Annotated in this window: 15 protein-coding genes and 1 pseudogene; 11 read left to right on the top strand and 5 right to left on the bottom strand. The window is 43.3% G+C overall.

Annotated elements, in window-relative coordinates; genetic code table 11:
* Positions 1 to 109: 109 nt before the first annotated feature.
* The 4 genes and pseudogenes from AB5618_RS13590 to AB5618_RS13605 form a co-directional block, all read left to right on the top strand.
* The gene (locus AB5618_RS13590; protein WP_148461256.1) at positions 110 to 454 is read left to right on the top strand and encodes an STAS domain-containing protein; all 345 of its coding nucleotides are present in this window, start codon (positions 110 to 112) and stop codon (positions 452 to 454) included.
* A complete protein-coding gene (gene spoIIAB, locus AB5618_RS13595) occupies positions 454 to 879 on the top strand; it encodes an anti-sigma F factor (RefSeq protein ID WP_118583239.1) in 426 nt (141 codons plus the stop codon). The genes AB5618_RS13590 and spoIIAB overlap by 1 nt, the downstream gene beginning before the upstream one ends.
* Before the next feature lie 12 nt (positions 880 to 891).
* Entirely contained in the window at positions 892 to 1,608 is a 717-nt protein-coding gene (locus tag AB5618_RS13600; RefSeq protein ID WP_173716394.1) for a SigF/SigG family RNA polymerase sporulation sigma factor, read from the top strand.
* Between the two features lie 8 nt (positions 1,609 to 1,616).
* Positions 1,617 to 1,685, top strand: a pseudogene (locus AB5618_RS13605) (DUF6783 domain-containing protein); the annotation flags it as partial.
* A gap of 112 nt (positions 1,686 to 1,797) precedes the next feature.
* Here the strand turns inward: AB5618_RS13605 and sstT are convergent.
* The 3 genes from sstT to AB5618_RS13620 all read right to left on the bottom strand — a co-directional run bounded on the left by sstT (position 1,798) and on the right by AB5618_RS13620 (position 6,416).
* The gene (sstT, locus tag AB5618_RS13610) at positions 1,798 to 3,021 is read right to left on the bottom strand and encodes a serine/threonine transporter SstT (RefSeq protein WP_226815473.1); all 1,224 of its coding nucleotides are present in this window, start codon (positions 3,019 to 3,021) and stop codon (positions 1,798 to 1,800) included.
* 124 nt (positions 3,022 to 3,145) lie between these two features.
* The gene (locus tag AB5618_RS13615) at positions 3,146 to 4,669 is read right to left on the bottom strand and encodes a response regulator (RefSeq protein WP_195477045.1); all 1,524 of its coding nucleotides are present in this window, start codon (positions 4,667 to 4,669) and stop codon (positions 3,146 to 3,148) included.
* Positions 4,659 to 6,416: a sensor histidine kinase gene (locus AB5618_RS13620; RefSeq protein WP_226840987.1), complete on the bottom strand. Its 1,758-nt coding sequence runs from the start codon at positions 6,414 to 6,416 to the stop codon at positions 4,659 to 4,661. The genes AB5618_RS13615 and AB5618_RS13620 overlap by 11 nt, the downstream gene beginning before the upstream one ends.
* Positions 6,417 to 6,505: 89 nt before the next feature.
* Between AB5618_RS13620 and AB5618_RS13625 the strand changes: the two genes are divergently transcribed.
* The 6 genes from AB5618_RS13625 to AB5618_RS13650 all read left to right on the top strand — a co-directional run bounded on the left by AB5618_RS13625 (position 6,506) and on the right by AB5618_RS13650 (position 13,040).
* Positions 6,506 to 6,703, top strand: a complete 198-nt coding sequence (locus AB5618_RS13625; protein ID WP_173716397.1) for a hypothetical protein — start codon at positions 6,506 to 6,508, stop codon at positions 6,701 to 6,703.
* The gene (locus tag AB5618_RS13630; RefSeq protein WP_173716398.1) at positions 6,681 to 7,991 is read left to right on the top strand and encodes an ABC transporter substrate-binding protein; all 1,311 of its coding nucleotides are present in this window, start codon (positions 6,681 to 6,683) and stop codon (positions 7,989 to 7,991) included. Before AB5618_RS13625 ends, AB5618_RS13630 begins: the two co-directional genes overlap by 23 nt.
* Positions 7,992 to 8,104: 113 nt before the next feature.
* Entirely contained in the window at positions 8,105 to 8,983 is an 879-nt protein-coding gene (locus AB5618_RS13635) for a carbohydrate ABC transporter permease (RefSeq protein ID WP_173716399.1), read from the top strand.
* Entirely contained in the window at positions 8,983 to 9,825 is an 843-nt protein-coding gene (locus AB5618_RS13640; RefSeq protein ID WP_173716400.1) for a carbohydrate ABC transporter permease, read from the top strand. The genes AB5618_RS13635 and AB5618_RS13640 overlap by 1 nt, the downstream gene beginning before the upstream one ends.
* Positions 9,826 to 9,829: 4 nt before the next feature.
* Complete coding sequence (locus tag AB5618_RS13645) at positions 9,830 to 12,181, top strand: glycoside hydrolase family 65 protein (RefSeq protein ID WP_173718786.1); 2,352 nt, start codon at positions 9,830 to 9,832, stop codon at positions 12,179 to 12,181.
* Positions 12,165 to 13,040 carry an HAD family hydrolase gene (locus AB5618_RS13650; RefSeq protein ID WP_173716402.1) on the top strand — a complete coding sequence of 292 codons (876 nt, stop codon included), beginning with the start codon at positions 12,165 to 12,167 and terminating at the stop codon, positions 13,038 to 13,040. The genes AB5618_RS13645 and AB5618_RS13650 overlap by 17 nt, the downstream gene beginning before the upstream one ends.
* Before the next feature lie 197 nt (positions 13,041 to 13,237).
* On the opposite strand, the gene AB5618_RS13655 is transcribed toward AB5618_RS13650, so the two are convergent.
* Complete coding sequence (locus AB5618_RS13655; RefSeq protein WP_148461260.1) at positions 13,238 to 13,738, bottom strand: QueT transporter family protein; 501 nt, start codon at positions 13,736 to 13,738, stop codon at positions 13,238 to 13,240.
* Positions 13,739 to 14,159: 421 nt separating this feature from the next.
* On the opposite strand from AB5618_RS13655, the gene AB5618_RS13660 reads away from it, so the two are divergent.
* Positions 14,160 to 15,749 (top strand): glycoside hydrolase family 43 protein, encoded by a 1,590-nt coding sequence (locus tag AB5618_RS13660; protein ID WP_368366844.1) that lies wholly within the window; start codon positions 14,160 to 14,162, stop codon positions 15,747 to 15,749.
* A gap of 217 nt (positions 15,750 to 15,966) precedes the next feature.
* On the opposite strand, the gene uvrB is transcribed toward AB5618_RS13660, so the two are convergent.
* Positions 15,967 to 17,955 (bottom strand): excinuclease ABC subunit UvrB, encoded by a 1,989-nt coding sequence (uvrB, locus tag AB5618_RS13665; protein ID WP_148461278.1) that lies wholly within the window; start codon positions 17,953 to 17,955, stop codon positions 15,967 to 15,969.
* Between the last annotated feature and the right edge of the window lie 236 nt (positions 17,956 to 18,191).

Consider the following 18,191-nt stretch of genomic DNA (forward strand, 5'->3'; position numbering starts at 1 on the left):
CAATAATGAGAAACCTCTGAACCGGGGATGTGCGGGATAGACCTGCACATCTCTTTTTCTTTTTCCTGTGCAGAGGGTCAAAATAGAGTAAAAAAGGGGGATTTTATTTATGAAACCTGTTTTTGAAACTACGGGAACCTGTCTGAATATTAAACTGCCTGAGGAACTGGATCATCCGGCTTCTGAGCTGATCCGGAGAGAATCAGACAGGATTATGGGAAAAATATATATCAGAACCATTTGTTTTGACTTTGGAAATACTGTTTTTATGGACAGTTCGGGCGTAGGTTTGATCATGGGGAGATACCGGGCTCTGGGGATGCGTTCTGGCTGCATGAAGGCTTGCCATGTAAGCGGATATATTGAAAAATTGCTGCGGCTTTCAGGCGTGAGTAAATTTCTGGAACTGGAAAGAACAGAAAATGAGATGCAGCTGGAAGGGAGGGGAGTCTGATGGGAAATTCCAACGAAATGACCATTATTTTTGACAGCCGTCCGGAGAATGAAGGGTTGGCAAGGGTAGCTGCTGCGGCATTTTGCACCCAGCTGAACCCCACACTGGAGGAAGTAGCAGATTTGAAAACGGCTGTGTCAGAGGCTGTAACCAACTGTATCATTCATGGCTATCAAGGCGAGGTACATAAGATACGGATGAAGTGTGTCAGAAAAGAGAGAACAATTTATCTGGATATTGAGGATGATGGCATAGGGATTGCAGATGTGGAAAAAGCAATGGAGCCCTTATATACGACCCGCGCTGATCAGGACAGGTCAGGAATGGGGTTTACTTTTATGGAAGCATTTATGGATGAGGTTAAAGTCACCTCACAGGTTGGAAAAGGAACCTGTGTGCATATGAGCAAAAAAATCGGTAATTGATCAGGAGGAAGCATGGATCACACTCTTGCTCTCATTGGGCGCATTCACCAGGGAGATAAAGAGGCAAGAGATACTTTGTTTTCGGAAAATATGGGACTGGTGTATAGTGTTGCCAGGCGTTTTCTGGGGAGAGGGGTGGAAATGGAGGACCTTTTTCAAATTGGAAGCATCGGGCTTTTGAAGGCTGTAGATCATTTCAATCCTGAATTTGATGTGAAGTTTTCTACTTATGCAGTACCAATGATCATTGGAGAGATTAAGCGGTTTCTTAGGGATGATGGAATTCTGAAGGTGAGCCGCTCTATAAAAGAGAATCAATATAAGATCTGTAAAATGAGGGAGGAACTGGAGAAAAAGTTAGGCCGTGAGCCGGATCTAAGAGAACTTTCAGATGCTATGGATATGCCGATGGAAGAATTGGCGATGACGCTGGAATCGGCTGCAGAGGTGGATTCTATTTACAAGACTGTGTATCAGGGAGATGGAACGGATTTGCAGCTTGTGGACAGGCTTCCGGAAAAAGAGGATCGCCATGAAAAGCTTTTGAACCGGATTTTTCTGGAGGAGATTCTGGAAAAATTGGAAGGAGAGGAGAAAAGACTGATTGTATTTCGGTATTTTCAGGATATGACACAGACAGAGGTTGCAAAAAAAATGGGAATGTCCCAGGTTCAGATTTCCAGGATGGAGAAAAGGATATTGAAGAAGCTGAGAGAAATGGAGAAGTAAGAGCCAAAGTGAAACTTTGCGGTATATTTTGCCAGGATTCAGTTGACGTAGCCCGCTATGGTGCCCTGATCCCGGCCAATTCTCCCACAAATTGTGACGCACATCTTGCAGAAAGCCTTTTTCAAATATGCTCTGGAAAAGGAGAAAAAGCAAAGTATTTTCTCATATTTTCTAGAGCATTATTGGGTGTTAGAATTTAATCTCTTTTCCTTCCAGACGCCACTGTCTGAACTCTGCAGAAGCAGAGAGAAGCAGGTCAGAAGAGGAGTTAAGGGCTGTCTCAACTGAGTCCTGGATAACTCCGATAATAAAGCCTACGGCTACAACCTGCATGGAAATGTCGTCAGAAATTCCGAAAAGGGAGCAGGCCATAGGAATCAGAAGGAGGGATCCGCCGGCAACACCGGAAGCACCACATGCAGAAAGGGCTGCAAGAAGGCTGAGGATGATGGCGGTTGGGATATCAACGTGGATTCCAAGGGTAAAAGCAGTTGCCATTGTCATAACGGTGATGGTGATAGCAGCTCCGTCCATGTTGATGGTTGCACCAAGAGGAATGGTTACGGAATAGGTGTCACGGTCGAGCCCCATCTCCTCACAGGCTTTCATATTTACTGGAATATTGGCAGCGGAACTTCTGGTGAAGAATGCGGTGATGGCACTTTTCTTCAGGCAGTGCAGAATCAGCGGATATGGATTCTTGCGGATACACCAGTAAACCAGAAGCGGGTTTGTTACAAAGTAGATGAAAAGCATGCTGCCTACCAACAGCAGCAGTAGTCTTCCATAGGTAGTGAAAATGTCTAATCCGTTGGTGGATACGGTGTTAAATACCAGACCGAAGATTCCGAAGGGGGCCAGGTTGATGATCCAGCTGACCACCAGGGATGTTCCATCTGCAATGTCAGCAAGGACTTTTTTTGTGGTGTCATTTGCTGTACGAAGGGCAAGTCCAAGAAGGATGGCCCAGGTAAGGATACCTACATAGTTTGCATTCACCAGGGAAGATACCGGGTTGGCAACAATATTCAAAAGAAGGTTGCTGAGGATCTCCACAATACCCTGTGGGGCACTGGCGTCTGCGGCTGCATTGGTAAGTGTCAGGTGTACAGGGAAAATCATGCTGGCGAAAACGGCAATCACAGCTGCCAGTACAGTGCTGAACATGTAAAGGGCAACTACTGTTTTGATAACGCCGCCATGGGATTTTCCTGCGTTGCACAGTGAACTGAGAACCAGAAAGAATACCAGAAGGGGTGCGATGGCTTTCAGGGCACCTACAAATACATCGCCAAGGATGGCAATGCTGGTTGCATCTGGGGCTGCAACTCCAAGGATGGCACCAAGAATCAGACCAACGACGATTCGTTTCACCAGTGCAATCCCGGTCCATTTGTTCCATAGATTTTTCATTTGTTTCTTTACCTCTTTCCCTCTTTAATTTGATAAAAGATTAATCAATTAACTAATTATAAAGGATGTGAGGGGATTGTGCAACAAACTTTTAGGAAAATTGCAGTGAATCTCTATTGTATCTCTATTGTACAAAAAACTTTGTTTTATATTCAGAAGGGCTCAGGCCTTCATATTTCCGGAAAATCGAAGAAAAATAGGTGGCATCCTTATATCCCACAGCTTCTGCAATTTCGTAAGTAAGCAGATCCGTATTATGCAGAAGCTCCTTTGCCTTATGAATGCGCTCCTTATTGATGTACTCAGTAAGAGAACAGGAGGTTGCCTTTTTGAAGGTGCGGCTTAGGTGGGAGGGGGAAATATGCAGTTCCTGAGCAATGGTATCCAGGGAGAGATTTCCAGCCAGATTCTGGACAATATACTGTATGGTGTTTTCTATAATGTAATTGGGAACTGCATGGGTGTTCATACTGTTTTCCCTGGTATATTCCATGATCTGAGAAACAGTACTCTCCAGGGCAAAAATATCCCGGGATTTCAAAAGGTCTTCCAGATATCTAAGGGGAACAGGCTCCAGCTCTTTTTTTACCAGTACACGGCAGCAGATGTAGTAAATCTGGGAACAGATATTCTTTGCATCCTGTGAATTGGTAAAACTGCTTTTGAACTTGGAAAAAATATGATTGGAAACAGAACTGGCTTCCTGGAAAGCCCAGTTGTTCAGACTGCTTTCAATCTGATAAAGATTCAGTGAATTTTCTACAGAAAGTTCCGCAGATTCCTCGGAATTGATGCTTTCAAAAACAGAAATTCGTTGTTCGCTATAAAAGTTATGGGTAAGTGCCTGGATGGCCTCGGAAACTGCCATCTGAAACGCTTCCGGGGATTGATGAAGAGCACTGATCCCGGTAAGAATTTCAGAAGAACTGAATGCCTTTACAATACCGGAGATCTCACGACAGTTTTCCAGAATATATTCTGGAATGGAAGGGCTGGGCTCCGTCTGGAAATAAACATTCAGGATTAAATTGTTATAACGGTAACAATAGGTGTTCTTTTTCTCCGCAATTACAATTTTTTTCAGAGCTGACAGATCCGGTTCATCGGAAGAGGGTTTAAAAGCTGCTACATAATAGCAATCCATGTGAAGTCCAAGGGAAAGAAGCTTTTCTTTTAATTCTTCTGTGCAGGGATGGTCAGTCAGCTCCTGCATCAGCTGATCCTTCAGGAAAAAGACACCTTCTTTTGCAATATTCTCCTGCTGTTGGGAAACAATCAGTTGCTTTTGAGCCTCCTGGACAGCAGCGAAAAGTTCTTTTTTATTGGTTGGCTTTAAAATGAAGGAGGTGACGTGATATTTGATGGCAGTCTGTGCGTACTCAAAATCAGCGTATCCGGTCAGGATGATCACCTTTGTCATAGGATGATTTTCGTGAACAAAGCGAGCTACTTCCAGTCCGTCTGCAGCGGGCATTTTGATATCTGTGATTACGATATCCACAGGATGATTTTTCAGAAAATCTATGGCCTCCATTCCGTCAGAAGCGCTTCCCACAACCTGACAGTCGATGGATGCCCAGTTCATATAATTGGAGATACCTTTTCGCATAGTGACTTCGTCGTCAACTACAAGAAGCTTAAATATCATGGGAAAACTCCTTTCTTGGAATGTGGAAAGAAACTGTGGTGCACTTGTTTGGAAGGCTTGTGATCTTTATCCCCGAGTCTGATCCATAAAGCAGTTTCAGCCGCTTGTCCAGGTTTTTCATGCCGATGTGAGTGTGGCTGTCTTTCTCAGAATGCCGGATGGACTGAATATCTGGTATCACTTCAAAACCGATTCCGTCGTCAATAATGCAGATTTCCAGCATTTGGTCATCTCCCTCTATGATCTGGATGATCAGATGACCTTTTCCTTTCTTGGGTTCCAGACCGTGGACAATTGCATTTTCCACAAGTGGCTGAATGGAAAGACAGGGGATTTCGCAGGAAAGAGCCTGTTCCGGTATCTGGATATCGCAGGAAATTTTGTCCTCGAAACGCATCTGCTGAAGATATACATAAAGTCGCACATATTCCATTTCTTTTGAAATGGAAGTGAAATTGTGATTTCGGGAGAGGGTGTTCATTTTCATCAGGCTTCCCAGGGAAATTACCATCTCATAAATCTCTTCGTTGTCAATCATCTGGGCTTTCCATGCAATAGTGTTGAGCACATTGAAAAGAAAGTGTGGATCCATCTGGGACTGAAGAGCACGGATCTCGGCATTTTTTATAAGAAGTTTTTGCTGATAAATATCCTGATAATAGGTGTCAAGCTGCAGAAGCATCTGATTAAAGGACTGGGCCCACACCTGGAATTCCTGATAAAAGCTTTCTGGCGGAAGGGAGCTGCGGTTTCCTTTTGAAATCTCATTGATGAGAAGAATCATGGTATCAATGGGACGGGTAACTGCCCGGGAAATAATAAATGCCGCAAACAGGGCAATGAGAGCCACTGCCAGGGTAACCAGAAGATAGGATTTCAGGGTACTGTTCAGGTTTTCAAGAAGCAGTTCTTTGGGAGCGGCCACTGCGGAGGTAAGTCCCAGTCGTTCCAGGGACTGGGATGCCATGAAATAATCTTTGCCGGCAAAGCTTTGTTCCTTAAACAGCACAGAGCCTTTTTTTGTATTCAGACTGGAATATAAAGTCTGAAGATCCTCTCCTGAAAAATCAGAATCTGTACTAAGGGAAAATTCTCTGTTAAAAAGCATAATAAACCAGGATGAATCAATGGTCTTCGAGCAGTATTCAATCCATTTCCTGGCATTGATGTTGATAACAATCATACCAATCCTGTTTCCTGAATTGCTGCTATACAGATTGCGGGCAAAGTACATGTTCTGTTCGTGTAGCGGGGAAGTATAACACATCAGGTGCGGATCAGAGGCGTCGATGGTACTTTGCAGAAAGTCTGAGGTATCTTCCACGTTTTCCAGAATCCCGGAAGTATAGGCATGGTAAATAATGTTATGATTGTTATAAATGTAAATGGAATCTGTGAAATTCTTTTCGGAAAGAGCAGAACTGTTATAAATATAAGACATCTGCCGCTCTACGGAAAATGGATGATTGGTTCCCGCGTCCGGATTTTCCAGTGCATTCTGGATCACCTCATTAGACATAAAAAGAGGAATGACGGAATCAATTGTCTCCACCTGGTCCTGTATGGTATCATTGACCTGATTTAACTCCCGCACAATGGAGTCGCGGGAGGTCTTTCTTAATATAGAAGAAGTTTTGATATAATAAAATCCCACAGATAATAGTAAAACGAATCCCACGATGATCATAATGGTGACGGTAATGAAAAATCTGAGAGAGGGATATTTCTTAGGAGTGTGATCAGCCAAAATGGAAAACCTCCTTAATTTGGAAAAATAATTACTTTTATATTATCCCACATTTCAAAAAGTACATCAATTAAATTTGCAGGAATGTCATGTATTTTAAAGAAGAGGACAAAATTTTTAAACAGGAGAAAGAAAAGGAGAAAAATGGGAAAAAATCAGGAAAATGGTGCGGAAATATCCAAGGAACAGCACAAGGTCTTTTATTAAAAAAAGGGGCTTTACAGGCTATAATACACTCACAAACCAAAACAAGGGAGGAACATCATGAAAAGAAAAATGATTTCTAAAATTATGGCAGCAGCACTGATCGGAACTATGTGTGCGGGAATGGCTGTACCTGTAATGGCTGCCGATGATGAAAAAGTAACTTTAAGCGTGATCAACTATCACGTAGGAACCGACTACGCAGCTGAGTACTATTCCTATCTGTTCGAAGCTTTTCAGCAGACAGAGGAAGGAAAGAACGTAGAGTTCAGCTTTGAGGAAATTCCTACAACAGATGCATTTAATCAGAAAATCAAACTTCTTATCTCCAGCGGAGATCTGCCGGATATCGTTTTCAATGGTGGAAACAACATTATCGAGCTGGCTGCAAAATCCGGAAAAGTAGCAGACTTGACACCTTACCTGGATGCAGATCCGGAGTGGAAATCTCTGTTTGATGAAACATCTCTGGATTTCAATACAGTAGATGGCAAGATTTATGGTATTCCGGTTTCTAAAGAGGTTTCTTACATTTACTATAACAAAGACCTGTTTGAGCAGGCTGGAATCGAGGCTCCGGAAGTAGCATATGCAACCTGGGATGAGTTCTTTGAAGCATGCGACAAGCTGAAGGAAGCAGGAATCACCCCGATCGGAATGGATAGTGCAGATTCCGGATGGCTGACAAACCTGTGGATGAGTGCTCTTATTGGAACAAACGGTGATGCTGGAAATGAGTGGATGAACACTATGTATCCAACAGATTACAATACACCAGAAGTAATTGAAGCAGCAGAGAACATCCAGAAAATGTTCCAGAACTATACAACACCAGATGCTGTTGGCGGAAAATATGATCCAATGGCAACTCATTTCTTTAACGGCGAAGTTGCAATGTTCCCGAACGGACCATGGATGATCCCGGATTTCTCTGAGACAGAGAAGGCTCCGGAAGGCTTCTATGACAAGGTTGGTATCATGCTTCTTCCAGGGAACGGAATGGAAATGGTTCCAACACCTGGCGATATGGTAGGCGCTACCGATCCTGAGAAAATAGAGGCAGCAGTTGCATTCCTGAAATTCGAGACAACTCCGGAAAACCAGATCAAGGCTCTGGAAATGACCGGATTACAGCCTGTATCTGATAATCTTGAGGTTCCGGATACACTTTCCGAGAGCGATCCTCTGATGGCACAGGCACTTGAAATCCAGGGCAAGGCAGAGGTGACTTACGGACAGAATCAGGCATACTGGTATCAGAATACAATTGATACCTTCTCAACAGAGCTTCCGGAACTGGCATATGGAAACATCACAGCAGAAGAGTTCTGCACAAAACTGTCAGAAGCGGCAGCAAAGAACGTGGAATAATGTAAATAGCCTGTCACCGGCACCAATACAGCTCTGGTGACAGGCTGTTTTTATGAAACAGGAAATTCCGTTGGAATTTTCTGCAGGCAGGATTCTTTTTGTGAGGAGAAAAAATGAATACAAAGAATAAAAAGATATGGATTTTTTTGTTTACCATTCCCTGCATGATCTTATTTGCACTGGTATATGCGGCTCCTATCATCACTGTTTTTTACACATCTCTGTGTGATTATACCGCTTTTAATTCACCTGCATTTCAGGGAATCAAAAACTTTATTACGATTTTCAGTGACAGCGATTTTATCTGCTCCATCCGGAACACCCTTCTGTGGGTAGTGCTGCAGTCCACCATACATGTAGGTGTTGGTCTTGCTATGGCACTTGTTCTTCGAAGAAAACCGAAGGGCTGGAAATTTGCAAGAACAGCATACATGATCCCAAATATCATTCCTACAGCGGCAACAGGTGTTATGTTTACTCTGCTTTTAAATCCTATGTTCGGAATTGTAAAGCCAATCATGGATTTTCTTGGAATCGACTACGCCATGGTTCCAAATCTGTTCGGAAATTCCAGATATGCATTCTGGACGGTGACAGCAACCTGGATCCTCTATTCCGGATTTAACACCATTATTTTTCTGGCAGAAATGGGTGCTGTAAGCAAAGAGATTTATGAGGCAGCAGCAATCGACGGTGCAACTCCCTGGCAGGCAGACCGTTATATTACGCTACCGCTGATGCGAAATGTATGCGGAACCTGTGTCACTCTTGCAAGTGTGGCCATGGTGTCACAGTTTGACATTATTTACATGACAACAAAAGGCGGACCTGGAACTTCTACTTTGAACCTGCCCATTTATCTGTATAAGGCAGCGACACTGGAAAACAATTATGGAAAAGCAAACGCAGTAGGGGTAGTACAGATCATTATCGGAATCACACTGGTTATTCTGATCAAAGGTCTTTTCCGTGAGAAAAAGGAGGCGGCATAATGAGAAAAACAAGCAGAGTGAAAAATGGGATCGCGTCCTTTTTCAAATATTTCTTTATGATCTTTTTGATTTTTATTTCATTGGCACCAATCATTTGGGCGTTTTTGGGGTCTTTTAAATCTTATGCAGAGATTAACTCCTCTGCATTGTCCCTGCCATCCAGTTTTAACCTGGATAACTATAAGGCGGCACTTCAGTATGCACCGATTTTGAAATATTTCATGAACAGTGTGCTCATTGTGGGAATCAGTGTTCTTGTTACGGTAGCGCTGGTTGCAATGTGCGCTTATGTGATTTCTCGATTTGATTTTAAACTGAAAACTCTGATCGTGCTTTTGATCTCAGCATCCTTAATGCTTCCGGCACAGGCAATTTCCCAGCCATTGTTTGCCATTTTCCAGAAGCTGGGGATTTTTGATACAAAGCTTGGTCTGATCATTGTGTATTCTGCAATGGGAATTCCAATGTCTTTCTTTGTTATGGTCAGCTATTATAAGACCATTTCCACAGCGCTTGAGGAATCGGCTTATATTGATGGCGCAACTTTTATCCAGACATTTTTACATATTATCCTGCCGCTGGCGAAGCCGGGACTTGTGACCATTGCCATGATTCAGTTTATCAATATCTGGAATGAGTTCTATTTCGCTTTGATGTTGACAAGCGGTGACCGTGCAAGGACAGTTCCTATTGCGTTGAATTATTATATGGGAACTTTTGCAAACAACTATTCCGCGCTGTTTGCAGCAGTTGTGATGACGGTGCTTCCTACAATTATTTTATTTATCCTTCTGCAGAGACAGGTTATGGAGAGTCTTACTGCAGGGGCTGTGAAAGGATGAGAATATGGATATCAACAAGAAACCGATTTATCCAGTAGAGACATGGAATGTTACAGAAAAGGAATTTTCCATGGAAACCAATTACCGGAATGAGACAACCTTTGCATTGTCAAATGGATATATTGGTACCAGAGGTACTTTTGAAGAAGGCTATGATTTCTCTGTTGATGAAGGGCTGGAAGGCAACTTTATCAACGGATTTTATGAAAGTGTGGACATTCCTTACGGAGAGTGGAATTATGGATTTCCGACCAAGAGCCAGTCACTTCTGAATCTGCCGGATCTTAAGAAAACAGAAATCTATGCAGATGGAGAGCTGTTTGACATGCGCACCGGCAAGGTGGAAGATTACAGCCGTGTGCTCCATATGAAAGATGGCTATGTGGAAAGAAAGCTGACCTGGATTTCTCCAAAGGGGAAAAAGCTGCAGCTTGTGATGGAACGTTTTGTGTCTTTGGTGCATAAGAACAGAATGTACCAGCGAATTCAGATCACACCAGTGAATTTTTCAGGGGAGATTCGTATCTGCTCTCATTTAAATGGGGATGTGGAGAATCATACGAGGAAGACAAATCCGCTGATCGGCTATGGTCCTTTTGGAAGCAGACTGCATATGGATAAACTTCAGGCTGAAGACGGTGTGCTGTATTATGAGGGCACTACTTTGCAGAGTTGCATGACTGTGGGCTGTGGAAGTCAGTATAAAATAGAAGGAGCCGGAGAGATTGTAACTGTTTTTGAAACAGAGGAAGAAAAAAGACATGCTGTGTGTGAAAGCAGAATGGAGATTCCGGAAAATACTACGGTTACCTGTGAGAAAGCTATTGTCTATACATCCAGTCAGGACATGGAGGTTAGCGAGCTGGAAAGATTTACGAAAAAAGAACTGAAAGAGGCATCTGAGAATGGATGGAGGAAGGAATTCCAGGCTCATATGGATAAAATCCATGAATTCTGGGATGTTTCCGATGTTCAGATTTATGATGATGAGACCCTTCAGCAGGGAATCCGTTTTAACCTGTTTCATATTATGCAGTCTGCAGGAAGAGACGGACGCACAGGAATGGGAGCAAAGGGGCTTTCTGGGGAAGGATATGAAGGACACTATTTCTGGGATACAGAAATGTATGTGCTTCCGGTATTTGTGTACACAGCACCGGAGCTTGCAAGAAAACTTCTGGAGTATCGTTTCCGTACATTGGATCAGGCCCGGGACCGTGCAAAAGTTCTTGGACACCAGAAGGGGGCTCTTTATCCATGGCGTACTATTAATGGAGAGGAAGCTTCCACTTATTTTCCACTTGGTACGGCCCAGTATCATATCAATGCAGATATTGCCTATGCGTTTTGGCTGTATGTGAGTGTTACCGGGGATATGGAGTTTTTCAAAGATATGGCTGCTGAGGTTTTTGTGGAGACTGCCAGAGTCTGGGCGGATGTAGGATATTTTGCTGAGTGCAAGGGCGGAAAATACTGTATTTGTGCGGTAACAGGACCAGATGAGTACAATGCTATTACGGATAATAATTTTTATACCAATCTTATGGGAAGGGAAAATATCCGTTATGCATTGAAATCGCTGGATATGTTAAAAGAGGCTGGAGAGGATGTATATGAGGCATTTGTTTCCAGAATGGGAATTACCCGGGAAGAAACTGCATACTGGAAAAAAATTGTGGAAAATATGTATTTTCCATATGATGAAAGTCGTCAGGTATATGCGCTGGATGATCGGTTTATGATGCTTCGTCCATGGGATGATTCCAGAATCCCACCGGAAAAGAGACATCTTTTGTATGAAAATTATCATCCATTATTTGTCTACAGACAGAGAATGTGCAAGCAGGCAGATGCTATTTTCGGGCTTTATCTGCACAGTTATTTATTCAGCAAGGAAGAACTGAAACGAAACTATGATTTCTATCAGGAAGTGACACTGCATCATTCTTCTCTTTCTAACTGTGTGTTTGGAATGCTGGCTTGCCAGATCGGATATTATGACGAGGCGTATGAATATTTTGCACAGTCTGCAAGAATGGATCTGGATGATTATCATGATAACTTCTATGCGGGAATCCATGCTGCAAATATGGCAGGAACCTGGCAGGCAATTATCAACGGATTTGCAGGTGTGAGGGTAAACGGCGGTGAACTGGAACTGCATCCTTATGTTCCAAAGCTGTGGAAGGGTATGCAGTTTAACCTTCTATACCGGGGAAGAAAGCTGAATATTCAGCTTACACATGAAAAAACAAGAGTAGAACTGGTGTCAGGAGATGCAGTCTTCTTAAAACTTAATGAGAAGGAAATTCATCTGGAGGCAGGAAAGGGAAGTATTTATGAAGAAGAAATATAAGGCAGTCTTTTTCGACTGGGATGGCACAGCTGTTCTCAGCCGAAAGGCACCTGTGGAGGAGATTGTAGGAGCAATGCGACCTCTTCTGGACCAGAAGGTAAATCTGGTAATCGTAAGCGGAACTACAATAGAAAATATTGCAGGGGGAAAACTGGAGACGTATTTTACAAAGGAACAGCTGGCGCAATTGTATCTGGGACTTGGACGCGGTGCCTTTAATTACCGGTATGAAAATGGACAGGAGTTGATTTTCTCGGATATGCTTCCAGACAAAAAAATGCTGGGGGATATTCACAGAATCTGCTTTGACATTCATATGAAGCTTCTGGAAAAGTATGGACTGAATACGGACATTGTATTTTCCAGACCTAATTATTGTAAGATTGATCTGATGGTGGAGAACCAGAGAGGGGATAATCTGTTTATGCAGGAGAATGAGCTGGATATGCTGAAGGATTGCCTGGAAAAGCATGGTGTAGAAGGCGGTCTTCAGGGGCTTCTGGATATTTCTGTGGCAGCAGGAGAACAGTATGGGATAACAGTGAAGCCAACCTGTGATGCTAAGTATCTGGAGGTGGGGATTTCAAGTAAGAGCGACAATGTGGATCGTATTCTGGAGCATCTTCAGGAAGCGTATGGAATCTGTCCGGAGGAATGCTGCTTCTGGGGGGATGAGTATGTGGGAATTGAAGAAGGGATTTATGGAAGTGACAGCTTCATGAAGACGAAGAAAACAGGAAATGGAGATTTCTTTGATGTATCAGAAGTTCCAGGAAAAAGGCCGGAGGGTGTGACCAAACTTGGCGGTGGTGTGGAACGGTTTCTTGGATTTTTGAGGGAGCAGGTGAAGATAGAATAAAAAAAGATGGACTTACATTTGGATGTTGCAGCCTATTATGGAACTTCAGCTGGAGAAAATCTTCAACAAATAGTGACATGTATCTTGTATAATGTTTTTTGAAGATATATTTTGGAATATATGCGTGAAATATAGAAATACCCGGTGGAGAAAATCATTCTTATGAGATTCCTTACCGGGTATTTGTGATTTTGAATTTATTTAGCAGCAGCCTGTTTGCCAAACAGCGTATTTTTGTACTTGGAAAGTGCAGTAAGAAGTACCATTCCAAAGATTCCGCAGGAAATGATCTCTCCGGCACCTACTGTAAGCATCATAAGTGGAATCGGAAGATTGACGGAATAGCCGTAACGAAGTACGAATGGAACCAGAACTGCATTGGCTACGATTGGTGGAACTGGTGCCAGCCATTTGTTGCTGTTACGAAGTTTGTAGGTAAATACAGCTCCGATGAGGGTAGCGATACTTCCGAATGCAATATCCAGAGGAATTGCACCGCCAAGCAGGTTGGCAAGGATACAGCCTACAAAAAGACCAGGAATGGCAGCTGGTGTGAAGAATGGAAGAATGGTCAGGGCTTCGGAAATTCGAACCTGGATCTCTCCATAGCTAAACGGTGCAAACACCAGTGTCAGTACAACATAGACAGCCGCAATCAGCGCTGCCTGCACCAGAAACAGGGTACTCTTGTTTTTCATATTCATTTGTCTCCTTTAGTTTTGTTTTACGAGTGGAAGGTCACGAACACTCGATTCATTTTCGCGCTGCAATGAGTCAAGCGGCCATGCTTGCATGGACATTTGACGAATGCCGCGGAGGCATATACCGGAAGGTATATGGCCTACGCCGGGAATCGGCGGAAAAGCCGCTTAAGACCTTATTTTTCAGGGCTTTTCAACGGGCATCAGTATAACATATAGAATTCCGGTTTTCAAGAGGTTATTCCCAAAATGTTCGGAGCATACCCACATTTGCCCATATTTACTGTGCCGTTTATACAACTTTTCCTGTAATACAGCAAAAGTTTTTAGGGTTGTTATTCCTTCTGAATCATAGTAATCTGTAGATATCTTATGAAGAGAACCGCATTTGTCGGTTTGCAGATCAGGAGGAAAAAATATGTCAGATAGCAGAATACAAAAATACAAAAATCCCATTATTTCCGGTTACAATCCAGATCCGTCGATTTGCAGAGTCGGGGATGATTTTTATCTTGTAAATTCAACTTTTGAATTCTATCCCGGAGTTCCGGTTTACCACAGTAAGAATCTTGTGAACTGGGAATTGATCAATTACTGTCTGAGAGATAAAGAGCAGCTTTATCTGGACGGTGTTCGGCCGTCAGGCGGAATTTATGCGCCGATGCTCTGTTACCATAACGGTGAGTTTTTTATGACCACTACCAATGTGTCACATAAGGGGCATTTGATCGTACATACCAGCGATATTTACGGGGAATGGTCAAAGCCGGTATGGATTGATCAGGGAGGGATTGATCCTACTTTGTTGTTTGATGGCGAAGATGTTTACTTCGCCTCTACTTCCAGAGATGAAGATGACAGAGATGGAATTTTTATGTGCAAAATCAATCCATATACAGGGGAAAAGTTGTCCGAAAGTGTTTGTATCAGCCATGGCTGCGGCGGAATCTGTCCGGAGGGATCACATATTTACAAGCTGAATGGAAAATATTATTTGCTTCTTGCAGAGGGAGGCACAGAATATGGACATATGGTTACCATGCAAAGAGCAGATTCTCCATTTGGACCGTATGAGGCGTGTCCCCATAATCCGATTCTCAGCCACAGGGATAATCCAGATGGTTCTATTGCCTGTACCGGACATGCAGATCTGGAAGTTGATCAGAATGGAAACTGGTGGCTGGTTTGTCTGGGAATCCGTCCCTCTTGTACTCCACAGCGAGGTCTGAAACTTCACCATCTTGGAAGAGAGACATTTTTAAGCCCTGTAATCTGGAATGAAGAGGGTTGGCCGGTTGTTGGAAATAATGGAAGAATAGCTTTGGAGATGGAGGGACCACTTCCAGGTAATCAGGTGCAGCCGATATGCCGGAATTTTACAGATAATTTTTCGGAAGAGAAATTCAGCCTGCATTATAACTGGGTTCGAACTCCGCATATGGAGAATTATGTGCGGGATACCGCTGCCGGACGGCTTATTTTGAAGGGAACAAGCGTAACTTTAAATGATATGGATACTCCGACCTGGGTTGGAATCAGGCAGAAGGAATTTGATGTTGAGGCAGATGTTGTGGTGAGTCTGAAAGAAAATTTTTCAGATTCCTGTCTGGTTTCCCAAGACAGCAACGTTAAAGATTTAAATAAAAGAGTGGGACTGGGGACATTCTACAATCAGTTTTATCATTATGAAATTTACTTAACCAGAGAGGACGGACAGTACAGGGTTTGTCTTTCCAGGCATATTCATGATATGTTTGCAAGAACAGCTGAGAAGGTAGTATCCTCTGGGGAAAATATTCATTTTCGTATTATCGGTAATCCTCTGGAATATGATTTCTGGTACAGCGAAGATGGAAAATACTATGAGAAGCTGGGAAGCGGCGCTACTGCAGGGCTGGCTACAGAAGGAACTATGTACATGAGTTTTACAGGAACTTATATCGGAATGTTCTCAGAAAATGCGGAAGGGCATTTTAGAAATTTTTCAGTGAAGATAAATAAAAATTAATTGCTGAATAATCGAGGTTAACGGAAATCCCTGCCGGGCAGGATCGCACTGCGGCGCAAATATAAATGTGGCCAGAGGCGATCCGCTGCAGGCACAGAATCCTGTAAATTGTGACGTACATCTTGCAGAAATCCTTTTCAAACACGCTCTAATCAGATCGTGAAGCTGATAAATTGTGCCAAATCTGACTGGCAAAATGCATGGAGAAATCGAAGGATTACTTTTCCGCATCTGCAAGATTTTTCTTCAATTCGATCATTTTGTCACGCAACTCTGCTGCCTGCTCGAAGTTCAAGTCTGCAGCAGCCTGGCGCATCTGTTTTTCCAACTGGGAGATCAGGTTCTTCAGCTCTTTTTTGCTCATGGATTCCGGATCCTTCTTCAGCTTCACTTCAGTTTCAGCCACTGCCTTGGAAACTGCAATCAGATCACGGACTGCCTTCTTAATAGTGGTAGGAGTAATTCCATGCTCCTTATTATAGGCTTCCTGGATTTCCCTACGACGGTTGGTTTCCTCAATGGCATTTCTCATGGAATCCGTCATCACGTCTGCATACATGACAACGTGTCCTTCGCTGTTTCGGGCAGCACGGCCAATGGTCTGGATCAGGGAAGTCTCAGAACGAAGGAAGCCCTCCTTGTCTGCATCCAGAATAGCAACCAGAGTAATCTCAGGAATATCAAGTCCTTCTCGCAGAAGGTTAATGCCTACAAGCACATCAAATACATCCAGACGCATGTCGCGGATGATTTCTGCACGCTCTAGGGTATCAATATCCGAATGAAGATAACGGACACGGATTCCCACATCTTTCATATACTGTGTAAGATCCTCGGCCATTCGCTTGGTGAGAGTTGTGATCAGCACTTTGTTTTTCCTGGAGGTTTCTTTCGTTATTTCGGAAATCAGGTCGTCTATCTGTCCTTCTACAGGGCGCACCTCCACCTTCGGATCCAGAAGACCGGTAGGACGGATGATCTGCTCTGCGCGGAGAAGCTCATGGTCGTATTCATAATCTCCCGGGGTAGCAGATACAAACAAAACCTGGTCAAGTTTATTCTCAAATTCTTCAAAACTCAGAGGGCGGTTATCCTTGGCAGAGGGCAGACGGAAACCATAATCTACCAATGTCTGTTTACGGTTCTGGTCGCCTGCGTACATAGCGCCAACCTGTGGGACTGTCTTGTGTGATTCATCAATAATAAGAAGAAAATCATCCCCGAAATAATCCAGCAGAGTATAAGGTGGCTGCCCTGGCTCCAGTCCGGAAAGATGACGGGAATAGTTCTCAATACCGGAGCAAAAGCCGGTTTCTTTCATCATTTCAATATCAAAGTTGGTACGCTCGGAGATACGCTGGGCTTCCAGAAGCTTGTCTTCGCTTTTAAAGTAGTCTACCCGTTCTTTTAATTCCTCTTCAATGGCAATGGCCGCTTTCTGAATCTGCTCCGCTGGTACTACATAATGGGAAGCAGGGAAAATACCGATGTGCGCAAGCTGGCATTTGATCTCTCCGGTAAGCACATCAATCTCGGAGATACGGTCAATCTCATCTCCGAAAAACTCAACTCTGATAGCAGTATCTGAGCTGTTAGCAGGAAAAATCTCCAGAGTGTCACCACGGACGCGGAAGGTACTTCGGTGGAAGTCCATTTCATTTCGGGTGTACTGAATGTCGATCAGCTCCCGGATAACCTCATCACGATCCTTAGTCATGCCAGGACGCAGGGAAATCATCATGTCCTGAAATTCCTGAGGAGAACCCAATCCATAGATACAGGACACAGAAGAGATGATAATAACATCTTTTCGCTCTGACATGGCGGCAGTGGCAGAAAGACGGAGTTTGTCAATTTCATCATTGATCGCAGAGTCCTTGGCAATATAAGTGTCAGAAGAAGGCACATATGCTTCGGGCTGGTAATAATCGTAATAGGAGACAAAGTATTCCACTGCGTTCTCAGGGAAGAATTCCTTAAACTCACCGTACAGCTGTGCTGCCAGAGTTTTATTATGGGCCAGGATCAGAGTAGGCTTATTCAGCGCCTGAATAACGTTTGCCATAGTAAAAGTTTTACCAGAGCCGGTGACACCAAGCAGCGTCTCAAACTGATTTCCCTCTTTAAATCCCTTTACCAGTTTCTCAATAGCCTGTGGCTGGTCGCCGGTTGGTTTATACTCGGAATGTAATTCAAAATGATCCATATAAGTCCTTTCTTTTATAAAATCAAACACGCTTTAACTGTTTTCAGTATAGCATCCTTTTTTATAAAAGTACAGCAGAATCGAATATTTGTTCTACTCTCTGAAATGCCAGAAGCATTCCAAAACTTTAATTGACAGACATACCTATAGTGCGTTATCTTAAAAAAGAAAAGCGTTATTGTTCACGACCTGACCAGTAACACGCATCGCGATGTACAGAAATTATGCAAAATTAT

Origin of the sequence: Ruminococcus sp. J1101004sp1_RTP21198st1_B9_RTP21198_201120, assembly GCF_040924245.1 — a bacterium.
Taxonomy (GTDB): Bacteria; Bacillota; Clostridia; order Lachnospirales; family Lachnospiraceae; genus Blautia_A; species Blautia_A faecis.